This window comes from Staphylococcus shinii (assembly GCF_017583065.1).
Taxonomy (GTDB): Bacteria; Bacillota; Bacilli; order Staphylococcales; family Staphylococcaceae; genus Staphylococcus; species Staphylococcus shinii.
In genome coordinates, this window is record NZ_JAGEVL010000005.1 from 290,110 (window position 1) to 306,784 (window position 16,675).

13 protein-coding genes are annotated in these 16,675 nt (G+C 33.2%); 7 read left to right on the plus strand and 6 right to left on the minus strand.

Features of this window, described 5'->3' with window-relative positions; translation table 11 throughout:
- Positions 1–51: 51 nt before the first annotated feature.
- Positions 52–330: a GNAT family N-acetyltransferase gene (locus tag J5E45_RS07870; RefSeq protein ID WP_039069526.1), complete on the minus strand. Its 279-nt coding sequence runs from the start codon at positions 328–330 to the stop codon at positions 52–54.
- A gap of 173 nt (positions 331–503) precedes the next feature.
- On the opposite strand from J5E45_RS07870, the gene J5E45_RS07875 reads away from it, so the two are divergent.
- Entirely contained in the window at positions 504–1,478 is a 975-nt protein-coding gene (locus J5E45_RS07875; protein WP_208181982.1) for a metal ABC transporter solute-binding protein, Zn/Mn family, read from the plus strand.
- 122 nt (positions 1,479–1,600) lie between these two features.
- Here J5E45_RS07875 and aldA read toward each other — a convergent pair whose 3' ends face one another.
- Entirely contained in the window at positions 1,601–3,052 is a 1,452-nt protein-coding gene (gene aldA / locus J5E45_RS07880) for an aldehyde dehydrogenase (protein ID WP_039069528.1), read from the minus strand.
- A gap of 220 nt (positions 3,053–3,272) precedes the next feature.
- Between aldA and J5E45_RS07885 the strand changes: the two genes are divergently transcribed.
- The 4 genes from J5E45_RS07885 to mhqD all read left to right on the plus strand — a co-directional run bounded on the left by J5E45_RS07885 (position 3,273) and on the right by mhqD (position 6,332).
- A complete protein-coding gene (locus tag J5E45_RS07885) occupies positions 3,273–3,704 on the plus strand; it encodes a MarR family winged helix-turn-helix transcriptional regulator (protein WP_039069529.1) in 432 nt (143 codons plus the stop codon).
- A gap of 69 nt (positions 3,705–3,773) precedes the next feature.
- Positions 3,774–4,730: a ring-cleaving dioxygenase MhqE gene (gene mhqE, locus J5E45_RS07890; RefSeq protein WP_069792266.1), complete on the plus strand. Its 957-nt coding sequence runs from the start codon at positions 3,774–3,776 to the stop codon at positions 4,728–4,730.
- Between the two features lie 81 nt (positions 4,731–4,811).
- Positions 4,812–5,711, plus strand: coding sequence for a VOC family protein (locus J5E45_RS07895; RefSeq protein WP_069792267.1), 900 nt, complete (start codon positions 4,812–4,814; stop codon positions 5,709–5,711).
- Positions 5,712–5,741: 30 nt separating this feature from the next.
- Complete coding sequence (gene mhqD, locus J5E45_RS07900) at positions 5,742–6,332, plus strand: methylhydroquinone degradation carboxylesterase MhqD (protein ID WP_069792268.1); 591 nt, start codon at positions 5,742–5,744, stop codon at positions 6,330–6,332.
- 340 nt (positions 6,333–6,672) lie between these two features.
- On the opposite strand, the gene J5E45_RS07905 is transcribed toward mhqD, so the two are convergent.
- Positions 6,673–8,088 (minus strand): anion permease, encoded by a 1,416-nt coding sequence (locus J5E45_RS07905; protein WP_039069533.1) that lies wholly within the window; start codon positions 8,086–8,088, stop codon positions 6,673–6,675.
- A gap of 244 nt (positions 8,089–8,332) precedes the next feature.
- On the minus strand, positions 8,333–9,382 hold the full coding sequence (locus J5E45_RS07910; RefSeq protein WP_069792269.1) for a YkvI family membrane protein: 1,050 nt from the start codon (positions 9,380–9,382) through the stop codon (positions 8,333–8,335).
- A 308-nt stretch (positions 9,383–9,690) separates the two neighbouring features.
- Between J5E45_RS07910 and J5E45_RS07915 the strand changes: the two genes are divergently transcribed.
- On the plus strand, positions 9,691–11,490 hold the full coding sequence (locus J5E45_RS07915; protein ID WP_039069535.1) for a cation:proton antiporter: 1,800 nt from the start codon (positions 9,691–9,693) through the stop codon (positions 11,488–11,490).
- 156 nt (positions 11,491–11,646) lie between these two features.
- Here the strand turns inward: J5E45_RS07915 and J5E45_RS07920 are convergent, their stop codons facing one another.
- A complete protein-coding gene (locus J5E45_RS07920; protein WP_069792270.1) occupies positions 11,647–13,599 on the minus strand; it encodes a fructose-bisphosphatase class III in 1,953 nt (650 codons plus the stop codon).
- A 502-nt stretch (positions 13,600–14,101) separates the two neighbouring features.
- Between J5E45_RS07920 and putP the strand changes: the two genes are divergently transcribed.
- Positions 14,102–15,658, plus strand: coding sequence for a sodium/proline symporter PutP (gene putP, locus J5E45_RS07925; RefSeq protein ID WP_101093889.1), 1,557 nt, complete (start codon positions 14,102–14,104; stop codon positions 15,656–15,658).
- Between the two features lie 272 nt (positions 15,659–15,930).
- On the opposite strand, the gene uptA is transcribed toward putP, so the two are convergent.
- Entirely contained in the window at positions 15,931–16,539 is a 609-nt protein-coding gene (gene uptA, locus J5E45_RS07930) for an undecaprenyl phosphate transporter UptA (RefSeq protein ID WP_208181983.1), read from the minus strand.
- Between the last annotated feature and the right edge of the window lie 136 nt (positions 16,540–16,675).

Consider the following 16,675-nt stretch of genomic DNA (forward strand, 5'->3'; position numbering starts at 1 on the left):
TATACCACATCAATCACATGTAATCCTATTTGATTGATTGGTTATTAAACTTTAACCTGCGTATACATCTTGGTATTCATCATTCTTTTCAATCACACTTTTGGCGAATGGACAAGAAGCGACAACTTTTAAGTTATTCTCGCGTGCATAATCAACTACAGATTTTACTAATTGTGAACCGATGCCCTGACCGCCTAATTCATCAGGCACACCTGTGTGATCAATATTGATTTGGTTATCTCCTTGAGGTTGGAAAGTGATTTGTGCTTGTGGGTTATTTTCGTCGTCACCAATATAAAACTTGTTTGAACCTTGTTTGATTTCAGCCATACTATCTCTCCTAATTATAAGTCATATATATTAAATATCACATTTTAGTGATTATTAAACAAAACGAGTCGTGAATAAAAAAGAATATTAGTAGATTAAGTAAAAACCATTGAAATATCCTAAAAATAAGTTTATAGTTTTAACGGAATAATTTCGATTTGGAGGGGCGTTTTTTGAGGAAAAGTATAATACTCATTATGGCATGTGTAGTTGTCGTGATGTTGAGTGCATGTGGTAATATCAATAAAGGCGAAAACAAAGACGTCAATTCAAAGAATAAACTTAAAATTTATACTACGGCATTTGCGTTTCAAAGTTTTACTGAGCAAATAGGCGGTAAATACGTAGATGTAGAATCTATCTATCCACCAGGCGCCGATATGCATACTTTTGAACCAACACAAAAAGAAATGGTCAATATTGCAAAAGGTGATTTATTTATCTATTCTAACAAAGAGATGGATCCAGTTGCTAAAAAAATCGCAGGTTCTATTAATAATAAGGATTTAAAATTAGCATTAACGGCTAACTTTACGCATGATGATCTAGTTGTAAATCATGAACACGAACATGAAGGACATGACCATGACCACGAAGCGGACGGGCATAATCATGAAGAAGGCAGTGAAGACCCACATGTTTGGCTAGATCCAGTTCTAAATAAAAAAATGGTGAAATCAATCAAAGATGATTTAGTGAAAAAAGACCCTCAACATAAAACTTATTATGAGAACAATTACAAACAAGTTGTTGATGACTTAAATGACATAAACCAAAGCCTAACTAAAATAACAGAGCATCCAAAGCGTGATACTGTAGTGATTTCTCACGACTCTATTGGTTATTTATCAAATCGTTATGGATTTAAACAAGAAGGTGTCAGCGGTATGAATAACGAAGAACCTAGTCAAAGAGACTTGATGAATATTGTTAACAATATCAAACAGACTAAACAACCTTATGTACTTTATGAACAAAATATTTCATCTAAAGTTACGGATGTAATACAGAAAGAATCTAATTCAACACCCTTAAGCTTTCACAATATGGCAACACTTTCAAAAGAAGAAAGTAAAGAGAGCAATATTACTTATCAATCCTTAATGAAACAAAACATAAAATCATTAGATAAAGCATTAAATGAATAACATTAGCAACCCCCTGAGACCGAAAATATCTCAGGGGGTTTGCTATACTAGAATATGATTTTGCGCAATAGGTTTATTTTATTAAAAAAGATAATTGTTTTAAAGTTTCTCGTGTTATGTTTTTAGTCATATCTTATATAGGAAACAGTTGTGTTGTAGTATTCTTCTAAACCGTGTACACCATCGGCGCCACCAATACCGGATTCTCTCCAACCTGCGTGGAAACCGTTTACTACTTCTTCGGCTTCACAATTTGCATAAACTTCACCAAACTTAAGCTTTTCAGTGGCTAACATAATTTCTTTTAAATTTTCTGAGAAGATAAAGGATGATAAGCCAGCATTTGTATCATTGGCTTGAGCAATTGCAGTATCAAAATCTTGATAAGTTACGATAGGTAAAACAGGTCCGAAAATTTCATTTTTAAATGCTTCATCTTCACTGTTTACGTTATCTAAAATAGTCGGTTCATAGAAGAAACCGGAGCGTTCTATCTTATGTCCACCCGTAATTAAAGTAGCACCATTTTTTACGGCGTTTTGTACTTTTTCATCAATACTATCAAGTTGTTGTTGATTAATGATCGCGCCGTAATCAGTGGTTTCATCAAATGGATCGCCCACTGTTAATTGTTCCATTTTGGCTTTTAATTTATTTATAAAATCTTTGTGAACGTCTTCGTGTACAAAAATACGTTCAGGACATGTACATACTTGTCCGGCGTTATTGATTCTGGCTGTAACAATATAATCAACAGCTTTATCTAAGTTAGCATTAGGCGTTACTAGTACAGGAGCATTACCACCAAGTTCTAAATTCACCTTTTTAACTGTGTTGGCACTTTCAGCGTATACTGATTTGCCAGCTCTCATACTCCCCGTAAGCGAAATGAGTTGGATATCAGGATGTTGTGCTAATTGAGTACCTACTGTTTCACCTGTACCAGGAAGTATTTGGACAAGTCCAGCTGGTATTGTGGAAGCACGAATAAGTTCTGCAATTTTCAATGTGATTAATGAAGTCGCTTCACTCGGTTTAATAACGACAGAACAACCTGTGATAATCGCAGGGATGACTTTTCTCATTAATACCATAATAGGTGCATTCCATGGAACGATACCAGCAGTAACACCAATTGGCTTTTTAGTTAGTAAGATAGTCTCGTTCTCTCTAGTGTTCTGTAAAACTTCACCTTTATTGTTCATGCTTAAGCTTGTCATATAATCAATAAAGTGTATTGCTTTATCTATTTCTCCTTTCGCAGATGCGAGCGTTTTACCTTGTTCTTTAACATATAATGTTGCAAGTTCATCTTTGTTTTCTTCGAGTAGGGGAATTAATAACTTAACGTGATCTGCGCGTGTAGGTTCTGGTGTTTGTTCCCATTCTAATTGCGCTTGTTTTGATTTAGCAACTGCATCATTAACATCATTCTCAGTTGCAAAAGTTATCGTATCTATCTTTTCTCCAGTTGCAGGGTTAATAACGTCCATCGTGTCTGTTGATTTACTTTCTATAAATTCATTGTTTATAAATAATTGATTCAATGTTTGACACCTCCACACTCTATGCATACCACTTATGTTCCTTCTGAAAACGACATACTTTATTTTTATATAATAGTAAGTAGCCATAGTTAGTTAGAAAATCAGAAATAATAAACCGTAAATACCGTAAAGAAGAATATTCAGAAATCGAGAGTATATTTTTTATACTAAATCATTGACTAATTTGGAAAGAGGGGTTATAATTTATCTCGAATTCGAAATAAAATTCGGAAAGTTGGTGATTCCAATGAATCGTACAAAAGAATCTTTAAATTCATTTGTTGGTTTAAATCGAACGGTAGATCATTTAATGAAGATTGTTAGAAAAGATGTCCAAAGGCATGGTTTAAATGTAACTGAATTTGCAGTTATGGAATTACTTTATAACAAAGGCGACCAACCGATACAGCGTATTGGTAATAGAGTACTTATTGCAAGTAGTAGTATTACCTATGTTGTGGATAAACTTGAAGAAAAAGGATGCGTCATTAGGCAACGAGATGAACAAGATAAACGTGTGACGAACGCATCATTAACTGAAAAAGGCTATGCAATGATGGATGAAATTTTTCCTGATCATGCTTCAACATTAGAATCAACATTTTCAGTATTAACTGATGATGAAATAACTGTATTGCAACAAGCTTTAAAAAAACTAAGTGCTCAACCTATAGAATAGTAGTAGCGCTTAAAATTTTAACTTAAATTACTTCGAAATCGAGGTAAAATTATAAAGAGGAGTTTTACTATGACAAATAATCAATTATTGGGCATTCACCACGTAACAGCTATGACAGATGACGCTGAAAGAAACTATAAATTTTTCACTGAAATTCTAGGCATGAGACTTGTTAAGAAAACAGTTAACCAAGACGATATATATACCTATCACACATTTTTTGCGGATGATGAAGGTTCTCCAGGTACAGATATGACATTCTTCGATTTTCCTAATGTACCTAAAGGTGCACCTGGTACAAACTCCATTACACGTCCATCATTCAGAGTACCTAATGACGCGGCTCTTGAATACTATGAACAACGTTTTAATGAGTTCGGAGTGCAACATGAAGGTATACAAGAATTATTTGGCACAAAAGTATTACCATTTGAAGAAGAAGACGGACAAAGTTATCAACTTGTATCTGATGAGGATAATGAAGGCGTTGCACCTGGTAAACCATGGAAAAATGGGCCAGTACCAACTGACAAAGCGATTTATGGTTTAGGGCCAATTGAAATTACTGTAAGTTACTTTGATGATTTTAAGAAAATTTTAGAAGAAATTTATGGTATGAAAGCAATTATTGAAGAAGAAAACGTAGCCATTTTAGAAGTTGGTGAAGGCGGTAATGGTGGTCAAGTTATTTTAAGACAAGATACTCAAGGTCCTGAAGCAAGACAAGGCTATGGTGAAGTGCACCACGTATCATTTAGATTGAAAGATCATGAAGCAATTGAACAGTGGTTAGAAAAATATAAAGCAGCTGGTATAGGTAATTCAGGTTTAGTTGATAGATTTTATTTCGAGGCACTATATGCACGCATTGGTCATATTTTAATAGAAGTATCAACAGATGGACCAGGGTTTATGGATGACGAGCCATATGAAACTTTAGGTGAAAGTTTAGCACTCCCACCATTTTTAGAAGAGCAGCGTGAGTATATTGAATCAGAAATACGTCCATTTGATACAAAAAGATAGTTTAGCAAAGACAACATTAATAACAAAGAATCCCTAAAGAAATGTAAAAATAAATAATTAGAAAGTTAGGGGGAAATCGAGATGGAAGCAATTCAACATATCCACCATATTTCAGCAATTGTTGGTAATCCTGAAGAGAATATAAAATTTTATAGAGATATATTGAACTTGAAACTAATCAAGAAAACAGTAAATTATGATGATCCTTCAACCTATCATTTATATTTTGCGAACAATTCAGTAGATAACGGTACAATCATTACTTTCTTCAACTGGCCAAATACACATAAAGGACGTATCGGTAATGGCCAAGTAGAACGTATTGCATTCAGAGTTCCAAAAGGCTCCCTTGATGAATGGGCACAGTATTTAGAAGCACACCAAATAGAAATAATGATTACGCAATTATTTGAATCTAAAACGTTAGAGTTTGAAGATATACACGGTTTGCCTTTAGCATTGGTGGAAGATGATAAAGTTCAAAGTGACCAACAATCCATTATTGGTTTTCATGGCGTCACGCTGTTATCTTTAAACCCGCAAGAAACAGTAAAAACTTTAACAACTGATATGGGTCTGGTTAAAACGAGCGAAGATGAAGGATATATTCATATTGAAACACAAGGTGAGTGGCGTCATCATGTTATAGTAAAAAAACAAATTGCTGACACAAACGTTCGTTGGGGCGTTGGCGTCGTTCATCACATTGCATGGTCAGTTCCAACAAACCAAGCACATCTTGATTGGCAAGCATATATGAGTAACAAAGGTTATCACGTAACAGAAGTTAAAGACCGTAGCTATTTTAATGCAATTTACATGAAAGAACACGGTGGTATTATCTTTGAATTTGCAACAGAAGGCCCTGGGTTTACGATAGACGAACCGTTTGATCAGTTAGGTCATCAGTTAGTGCTACCACCACAATACGAAGATAGAAGAGATGAATTATTACGTTTATTACCACAGATACGCGTTTAACATTAGTAATTAAAAAGGAGATGGAAATTTATGGAACATATTTTTAGAGAAGGTGAAGCTAACGCGCCGACATTCATTTTATTACATGGTACTGGCGGAGACGAAAATGATTTATTACCATTAGCTCAAGCACTTAATCCTAAATACAATGTCCTCAGTCTCAGAGGTGAAATTTCTGAGAATGGAATGAATCGTTTCTTCAAAAGACTTGGAGAAGGAAAATACGATTTAGAAGATTTAAAATACCGTACTGATAGATTAATCTCATTTTTAAAAGAAGCGGCTGAACGTTATAGTTTTGACTTGTCAAAAGCAGTACCTGTTGGATTTTCAAATGGATCGAATATTGCAATCAGCATGATTTTACATCCAGACACATCTTTTAAAAAAGCTTTATTATATGCGCCATTATATCCAGTAGACCTTGTTGATAATAAAGATTTAAGTGATATGAATGTATTGCTTTCAATGGGGCAGCATGATCCAATTGTTCCTGTCGAAGCGAGTGAAAATGTAATTAATATCTTTGAAAGTCGTGGCGCTCGAGTAGAGCAAGTTTGGGTTAATAGTCATGAACTAACACAAGCTGGTGTAGCAGCAGGACAATCATTATTAGATTAATAAAATAATAAGCCATCGACATCATACATTAGTAAAGTATGATGTTCGGTGGCTTATTTTGTATGAGTTCAATTTGAGTTAGGAATTATAAAATTATTTATTATATCTGATGAATAGTTAATAGAATAAAAAGAAGGAATTAATAAATGGATAATAGTCGAATGCTTATTGTCATGGGTATATAAAACGGAATAGTGAGTGGATTAGAACGGCAAAATAGTGTTATACATTTTAATCAACTTTTGCTGATATAATGACAGATATATGGATGAATAAATAAATTAACTGAAAATCCCCAAGTCATGTTTACAATAACTAAACATGACTTGGGGATTAGCTGTTACATAAGGCCAATAAGTTTCATCCATAGTGATCCAACGCCTAACCATATTACAAAATAGAAGAAGGCGAGTATTGCATTCATAGTCCACCAACGATTTTGCGAAACGTAGCCAGCTGAATACAGGATTGGTGCCGGACCACTACTATAGTGTGTAGTAGAAGCCATTAAATTCCCGAAGAAACCTAACATTAATGCACTATATAATGGTGGTGCGCCCGTAGCAATAGCTACACCAAGTAGGGCTGAGTACATTGCACTAACATGTGCGGTTGAACTTGCAAATAGATAGTGTGAATAGAAGTAAAAGAGTATCAAAATAATTAAAACGATTGGCCAATTTAAGCCGCCTAAACTACCTGATATCGATTCACTTAACCAAGGAATAAAGCCGAGTTCATTAAGTTGATTTGCCATCATTACTAGGATTGAGAACCAGACTAAAGTATTCCAAGCACCAGTTTCTTTAAGAATATCATTCCAAGTAAGCACACCTGTAATGAGCAATAGAGATAGTGCAATAAAAGCAGTTAAAGTAGCATTAATATTTAAAGTACTACCTAGAACCCAAAGTCCAAGTGCAATGATGAAGATTGCAATCATGAATTTTTCACTTTTAGCCATGATGCCCATATCAGTGAGTTCATTTTCAGCCCATGATTTGGCATTTGGTGTTTCTTTAATTTCTGGTGGATACATTTTATAAATTATAAGGGGCACTAGTATTAATGAAATAATACCCGGGACTAATGCTGCTAAAAACCAGTGCATCCAAGTGATGTCGACACCTTGATGTTTTGCAAGTGATTGTGCAAGTGGGTTACCAGCCATAGCAGTTAAAAACATAGCTGCAGTAATTAAATTACCGTGAAATTCTGTGAAGATAAGAAAAGCACCCATTTTACGTTGCGTACCGTCTTCTGGTTTTGAACCAAATGAACGGGATAGCGCATTGATAATAGGGAACATAATACCACCTGCTCTAGCAGTATTACTCGGCGTGGCAGGTGCAAGGATTAAATCTACACCGATAAGTGAATACCCTAAACCAAGCGTTTTTTTACCGAATAGTTTAACAAATTGTAATGCAATACGTCGCCCCAAACCAGTTTTCACAAAACCTCTAGAAATGAAAAAGGCCATTGCAATTAACCAAATACTGCTATTACCAAATCCAGCTACAGCAGTATCAATTTTAACCGTGTTAGTTAACACAGTTAACGTAAAACCTATCATAGCGATTGCACCTATCGGTAGCGGCTGAGTAATACAACCAATGATTGTGGCTACAAATATAGCAAACATGTGCCAAGCAGCAGAATCTAAACCATCTGGTCTAAGCGGTGTAAATAGCCAGATGATGATACCTGCAGCGATAGGAAAAATAAATTTTTTATAATTAATGCCTTCGTGCATTAGAATCATCTTCCTTTACGTATGATTGTGATAAAAAAAGTAATATAGGAATAGAAAATATAAGTTATAGTGTCCATATATTTTGATATCCTATTAATTTCTTATAAATTTGTCATAATAATTATAATTATGACAATACATATTGTAAAGTTGGTGTTTAAATAGATGAATTTTTTAAAATATAGAAAATAAGGTTTTAAAGCATGGTATTGAGCTTAAAATCCCCATACAAAATTAAATGTGTCTATTTTCGTAATATTCCTTTAACCAAAATTGGGATTAATAGAATAAAACCAAATACACCCATAACTGGGAATACTTTACCTATTAATTCAATAAATCCAATGAAGGTTGTTGCAAATGTAATGGTTATCATCACAATGATAAGTCGATAATAAGATTTACTATAAGGCGTAGTGAATCTTGATGCGAAAGCGTACATAAGCCCAACGACTGTATTATAAATAACCAATACCATTACAACCGACATAAAAATCCCAATAATTGGAGAAATTTGTTTTGCTAACAATAATGAAGGTAGCGCAACACCAGTAATTTGCGTAAATTCAGTAATCATACCTAAGTTGAGCATCAAAAGTAAGAAGGTAATAGTAATACCACCTAATATACCTCCCCAAATTGTTGATTTCTCAAATTTTAAGCGGCCACCCATAACTGATAAAAAGCTAAAAGCGGCGGCAATTTGCAGGCTACCGTAATTAATTGCATCGAACCACCACCATCGATCTGAGCGTCCTTCACTGTTCGCGTAATGATGCGCGGCATTAAAGTTTAACTGTCCTGTAGAAAAGTAATAAACAGCAATGATTGTAACAATAATTACTAAAAATGGCGTAACTATACCTAAAACTGTAATGAGCCGATCAAATTTTAAAAATAGTGTTAGTAAGATAACGAGAACTAAAATCAATGAACTAAATACATAGGGCATTCCTGTACTTTCGTTAATTGTTGATGCCCCACCAGCTGTCATTATCATAGCAAGCGCAAATAAAAATAATGTCAAAATAATATCAAATATTGTTGCGATAGGACGCGGTAAATAATGTTTAATGGGTTCAGTATGGTTATGGGAGCGCAAGCGATAACCAGTATGTAGTACAAAGACACCGCCAACTGTAATGATTAATCCAGTAATAAACACACCATAAACACTAAAATTCCCATTACTTGTAAAAAATTGAAAAATTTCTTGACCAGTTGCAAATCCTGCGCCAACAACGACACCAACGAATGCAAAAGCTACAATAATAATTTCTTTCAAGTTTGTCATAAAAGTTGAAATCCTTTCATTATTTTAGATTGTAAAATTTTGAAGAAAAGTATCACAATGAATCATTTTATATGAAAATAAAGTAAAATTAAACACTAAAGTTTATATAGTGAATACAATTGTGTATATAGAGTGAACTTTTGGAAGTGAACTAAAGCAATTAATAAAAGAGAAACTTTTTTAGTGCGTTAATATAAAATTTTTGATAATATATCTTCTTATTGCTTTATTTTATGCTTTAATTTAGTAGCTAATTTACATAAAAATACTGGGTAATAAATATAAAGAATCGGGAGAGTGTGAGTCATGTGTCATTATTAAATTTACCTTTAACATTACTCATTGTTATATTTTTGGCATTGGGTGTTTTTAGCCAATGGTTTGCAAATAGAATAAAATGGCCATCTATCGTAGTTATGGCTATCGTCGGATTGCTTGTAGGTCCAGTATTTGGTTTAATCAATCCGCAAGAAAGCTTGGGAGAAGCAGTATTCAGTCCCTTAGTTTCATTAGCAGTGGCAATTATCCTATTTGAGGGCAGTAGTAATTTGGATTTTCGTGAAATTAAAGGAATTTCTAAAGCGGTTATACGTATTATCACAATAGGTGCAATCATTGCTTGGATACTTGGAGCAGTCACGCTACATTATATAATTGGTTTTTCACTATCTATTTCGTTAGTGTTAGGTGGGTTATTTTTAATCACAGGGCCGACTGTTATTCAACCTTTATTAAAACAAGCTAAAGTTAAAAAGCGTGTAGATTCAATATTAAGATGGGAAAGTATTATCCTTGACCCTATTGGACCGATGCTTGCTTTAGGTGCATTTTATATTTTTCAAATTATAGAACAAGGATTTGATTTGCAATTAATAGCTAGGTTCATTATAAGCTTATTCATTGCAATTGCTATTGGGTTTGGTGCATCTTACCTATTTATGTGGTTAATTAAAAAAGATCTTATACCGCAAAATTTAATGCCACCGATACAATTAATCTTTATTTTATTAATTTTTTCAATATGTGATGAGATTTTACCGGAATCTGGCTTGTTAGCAGTCACAATATTTGGTCTTATGATGGCTCGTATGAAGAGACACGATTTAATTTTCAAGGAATCCGATCATTTTATTGAAAATACATCATCTATAATGATTTCCACTGTCTTTATATTAATTACTTCTTCATTAACCTTAGAAGTATTAAAAAGTGTCATGTCTTGGAAACTATTTGTTTTCTGTGCAATAATGATTGTCTTAGTAAGACCAATTTCTATCTTATTGTCTACAGTGAACACTGAGATATCCAAACGTGAGAGAGCAATGGTGTCAATGATGGCTCCGAGAGGTATTGTGGTTCTAACTGTAGCACAATTTTTCGGTGGCTTATTTATTGAAAAAGGTACACCGATGGCAGAATATATAACGCCAGTGACTTTTGGCTTAGTATTTATTACTGTTGTAATATATGGCTTTAGCTTTTTACCGTTAAGTAAAATTATGCATATATCTAGTACCGAACCTCCTGGTATTATTATAGTAGGAGAAAGTGAGTTTTCTTTTCATCTTGGAGCAAAATTAAGAAGTCATAATATACCAGTTATGACATTTAATCTATTTAGTAATACAACACAACGTTCAAAAGAATTGGGATTTGAAGTTTTTGATGGCAACTTATTATCAAGTAATGATCGAATATATGCGGATATGACAAGGTATAATAAATGTTTACTGATGACACAATCCTTCATATTCAACAGTTTAGCTTTTAATGAGTTAGTGCCAGAATTTGGTTTGAAACATGTGGATATGATGCCAGTGTCATTTAGCGATGAACATGAGCGGAGTAACGTGGATGGTCCTATTAGAAATCATATTCTTTTTGATTGGAATTTCACATCACGTTGGTTTAATCGCTTTATAAGTGAACACAATATTTTAGAAATCCCAGCGAAACAAAAAAATCAATTAACTAAAAATGACATGGTACTCTATCATATAGATAATAATAATGTAGTAACATTTAAGCGTAGTAATCAGTTTATCTCTGAAGCTGAAGAAGGGGTAATTGGATATTTAAAAGATGCTTACTTACATCAAAATATATAAAAATGAACCTAGTTTTCTTTCTGAATTGTCGACAAAGCATGTGTCTTTGTCGACAGTTTTTTTATTTTTCATAGCTGTTACCTATATTCATAGAAAATCCGAGGCATAATTAATGCCTCGGATTATTTTGAAATATTTGTCTTTATGTGTGTGTATCTAGTTTACAAAACGGTCATGCATTAATTCTTTTAAGATATCAATCTGAGCTTGAATTTCATGACCTGTGTTTGTGTCACGAATTTTTTTACGTTGTAACTCTTTATCTACGACTCGACGAATTGAGAGTTCGTCAGCACCGTTAAGTAATACATGATTTTTAGAATTAAAGTGTTGATGAGCCACGAGCTGCATACCAAATGAATTATAAAGTAAGGTATACCCTGCAATACCTGTTGTTGATTGGTAAGCTTTTGAAAAACCGCCATCAATAACAATCATCTTACCATCAGCTTTAATTGGGTTTTCACCATCAATTTCTTTCACTGGTGTATGGCCGTTGATGATATGACCTTGTTCAGGATCTAAACCGAAGTCTTTTAACATTTTTTTACACATATCTACATCTTCGCGCAAATAATAATAAGGATTTTTAGTTTCTTTATGTGCCGTTTTATCTTTAATGAAATAGCGTTCGAATGTAGTCATTGCACGTTTGCCAAATAGAGAAGAGTATTTACCAGTCCATAAATACCAAACTAAATCTGTAGCTAAATCATCTTGAATGTCTTTATGGTCAAAAGCTATCCGCACATATTCTTCAAAATGGTCTAATAAATCTCTGCCGTAACATTCCACGCCATCAATAACCATTGATTCCATTTCACCTTGTTCATCGACAGGGATACAACCATGGATAAGCAAGTTACCATTGTAAGGTAAATAAAGTTTACCTTTTTGCATAAGGAAAGTCATGTGCCGTTTTAATTTTTCAGATTGTTGAACCGATAATAATAATTTATCGATTACATCTGTTTCTTCATCAGTTAATTTATTAGGGTCATTAGGATCAACTGTTTGGAAACAAGTGTGCTCTAATGGATATGTTTTTCCATAAAGTGTTGCTTCGTTTTTATCATAGTCAATTTTTTCTAATACTAGACGTTCTTCCATCTCAAAAGTAGGGCGACGTTTGATAATCGGTGCTTCTAATTTGAATTGGATGATAGCGATGGCTTGATGAAGTTTAGTGATTTGTTCTAACTCTAACTCAGATAATCCTTCAGCATTTTTAGGACGAAAAGCTGGATTTGAACCATCATAATATTTGTCTGCAAGGGTTAATAAAGGACGTAAATTGATGCCATATGCATCCTCAATAATATCCAAATTGTCATAACGTGCACAAATTCGCAATAAGTTTGCAAGACAAACCTTAGATCCTGCATAGGCTCCAATCCATAGTACATCGTGATTACCCCATTGAATATCTACAGAAGGGTAGTCTATGAGTGTTTCCATAATTTTATCTGGCTCAGGTCCACGGTCATAGATGTCGCCCACGACATGTAAGTGATTTACCACGAGATGTTGCACAGTAAAAGAAAGCCCAATAATTAAATCATCTGATTGTTCTAACTCTATAATTTGTTTAATTAACGTTTCATAGTATGAGTGTTTATTATTATATTTATTACTTTTATACAATAACTCTTCCACAATAAAAACATAATTTTCTGGTAAAGATTTACGTAGTTTTGTACGTGTATATTTTGATGAAGCATAAGTAATTAGTTTAATGAGACGATTAATAGTCGTGATATACCATTCATTTAATTCTGATTTTGAACTAAAACTATTTTTGATGAGCTGTAACTTTTCTTCAGGATAATAAACCAAAGCAGAAAACTCATTAATTTCTTTTCGTGTTAACGTGTCTTGGAAAATATCATTAATCTTTGAACGGACATTCCCTGAACCGTTTCGTAAAACGTGTTGGAAAGCATGAAATTCTCCATGTAAATCACTAACAAAGTGCTCTGTCCCTTTTGGAAGTTCCAAAATAGATTCTAAATTGATGATTTCAGTTGCGAGCGCTTCTTTAGTATCAAATTGTTCAGAAAGTAAATCTAAAAATCTTTCTTTTACACTCTTGTCTGTTGAATTATGCATTATTTATGTCACTCCAGTTGAATAAATTTCTAAAGTATAAAATATAAATCAATAAAACGCTTCCATTATATGTCTCTTATTGTAGCATTAAAATACAAATTTATGTCTACTACTTATTATATTATGAATTTTAATTAAATTCGAAGATATGGATTAATTGTATAATCTATTGTCAAAAAGTGCTTTATTATGAACTATAAATAGCAAAATCTGAATTAAAAATCTGTTATGTTACTCAAATATATTATTTTCGGTATTTATATAAATATTGTGATAAACATACATTTTTACGAATGTTACTATAGGTATTTTTATCATATAAATGTAAAAATACAATTATAATTTGAAGGTGTTAAAATATTGTAATAACAGTAATTATAGCGTTATATTGGGTCGTTATGTATAGAAATCAACAAAAAAATTGTGATTTATTGTTTAATTTGCTGATTATTTTTGTATAATATATGCATGTAACAAAATTATAAGGGGAGGAGTTCGTTACATGTTTATATTGGGGACATCATTATCGAGTCAAGTAGATCCGAATTGGCAAACGTATATTATGTTGAGCGTTTACTTTATTATTTTGTTAGGCATAGGATACTATGGATTTAAACAATCTACGAGTAACGTAAGTGAATATATGTTAGGCGGAAGAAATATTGGTCCATATGTAACGGCATTGTCTGCAGGAGCATCTGACATGAGTGGTTGGATGATTATGGGATTACCTGGAGAAGTATATTCGACTGGATTATCTGCAGCATGGCTAGCCATTGGTTTAACCATTGGAGCATACATAAACTATATAGTTGTGGCACCTCGACTGCGTGTATATACAGAAAAGGCTGGAGACGCAATTACATTACCAGATTTCTTTAAAAATCGCGTAGATGATAAATCAAATCTTATTAAAATTATCGCTGGTGGCATAATCGTTGTATTCTTTACGCTTTACACTCACTCTGGAATGGTTTCAGGTGGGGTTTTATTTGAAAGTGCCTTTGGATTAAATTATCACTTCGGTATGTTATTAATAGCGGTTATAGTGATTGTATATACGTTCTTCGGAGGTTATTTAGCAGTATCATTAACAGATTTTTTCCAAGGGGTTGTTATGATTATTGCTATGGTTATGGTCCCGATAGTGGCTATGTTGCAATTAAGTGGTCTTGATACCATATCGCAAGCAGCAGAATTAAAACCTACAAATTTAGACTTATTTAAAGGAACAACGTTTATAGGTATTATTTCTTTCTTTGCTTGGGGGTTAGGTTATTTTGGTCAACCACATATAATTGTTCGTTTTATGTCTATCAAATCTATCAAACAATTACCGACAGCAAGACGTTTTGGTATAAGTTGGATGGCGATTAGCTTACTTGGTGCAGTGGGTGTTGGGCTGGTAGGTATCACTTTTGTAAATAGCGGTGGTGTTGAATTAAAAGATCCTGAAACATTATTTATTTTAATGGGACAAATATTATTCCATCCACTCGTTGGCGGATTTTTACTCGCTGCAATTTTAGCAGCTATTATGAGCACAATTTCTTCACAATTGTTAGTAACGTCTAGTTCATTAACTGAAGATTTCTATAAACTATTTCGTGGTGAAGAAGCCGCTAAAGAACATCAAAAAGAATTTGTATTGGTTGGGCGTCTATCAGTCGTAATCGTCGCAATTATATCTATATGCATTGCATGGTCGCCTAATGATACGATATTAAATCTTGTAGGTAACGCTTGGGCAGGTTTTGGTGCTGCGTTTGGACCACTAGTGCTCTTGTCATTATATTGGAAGGGTTTAAGTCGTACTGGTGCGATAAGTGGCATGGTGTCAGGTGCAATAGTAGTTATAATTTGGATTGCGTTTGTTAAACCACTAGGAGATATAAATGATTTCTTTAATTTATATGAAATCATACCTGGCTTTTTAACAAGTCTGATTGTTACATTCATAGTCAGTAAATTGACTAAAAAACCACAAATTGATGTAGCGACTGATTTAGCTGATGTACGTCGAATTGTTAAAAATAAAGATGAACAGAGTGAATCATAATTTAAAAAGGGGTTTAAATTATGGTTGATGTTCACCTGTTCAATGAAACATTATAGTTTTAATTAAATGGGAGAAATTTTATATAAATCGTAAAAGGCTAACTTCAAAGGGGGAAGTTAGTCTTTTTTACGTTCGAATATTGATAATAGTTTCAAAACTAAAGACGTATATATAAAACATGCTCCAGCCACAATATTTGATTACTGTGGCAAGAGCATGTTTTTTTATTAGCCTTAGGCTAATTGAATTAGACTTTCAATTGGAAAGTTTTCTTATTGGACGCTGTCTTTTTTGAAAAGTCTATAAATGACAAAAATCACCGCTAAAATAATAATGACATACATAATATATGAATAGGTATGTAATCCATTCATTAGCATATCCCAACTGCCATTCAATAATTTGCCTAAATAAATTAAAGCGAAGTTCCAAATGGTTGTACCAATTAACGAAAGAATCGTAAAAACTACAACATTCATACGATTAATTCCTGCAGGGATAGTAATGAGTACACGTAAAACTGGTATGAAGCGGCAAATGAATACTGCAACGGCACCATATTTTTTAAACCAATCATTCGCACGTTCAACATCTTTCCCTTTTAGTTTAATCCACTTACCATACTTATCAACAAATCGGTATAAACGTGTTTCAGAAACAAGTCTACTTATATAATAAAGTACAAGTAAACCTATTAACGATGCAATTGTTGAAATTATAAAAAGTATTGGTATAGATAATCCAGATTTAACAGACATTAGCCCTGCAAAAGTTAGAATGATTTCAGAAGGTATGAAAGGTAATATATTTTCAAATAATATTAATATTGCAATGGCAGCATAGCCCCATGTGCTAATAAAGTCAGTAAGTATTTGTTCCATAGTTCTAAGATTGGCTCCTTTAAACTCAAAAATTCAAAATTTTTTTGTATATATTTAAGTATAATCTAAAATACTAAATTGTCCATGGAACTTATATACGGCTCAAGTATGATATTATGATTGATTTTATTTATTT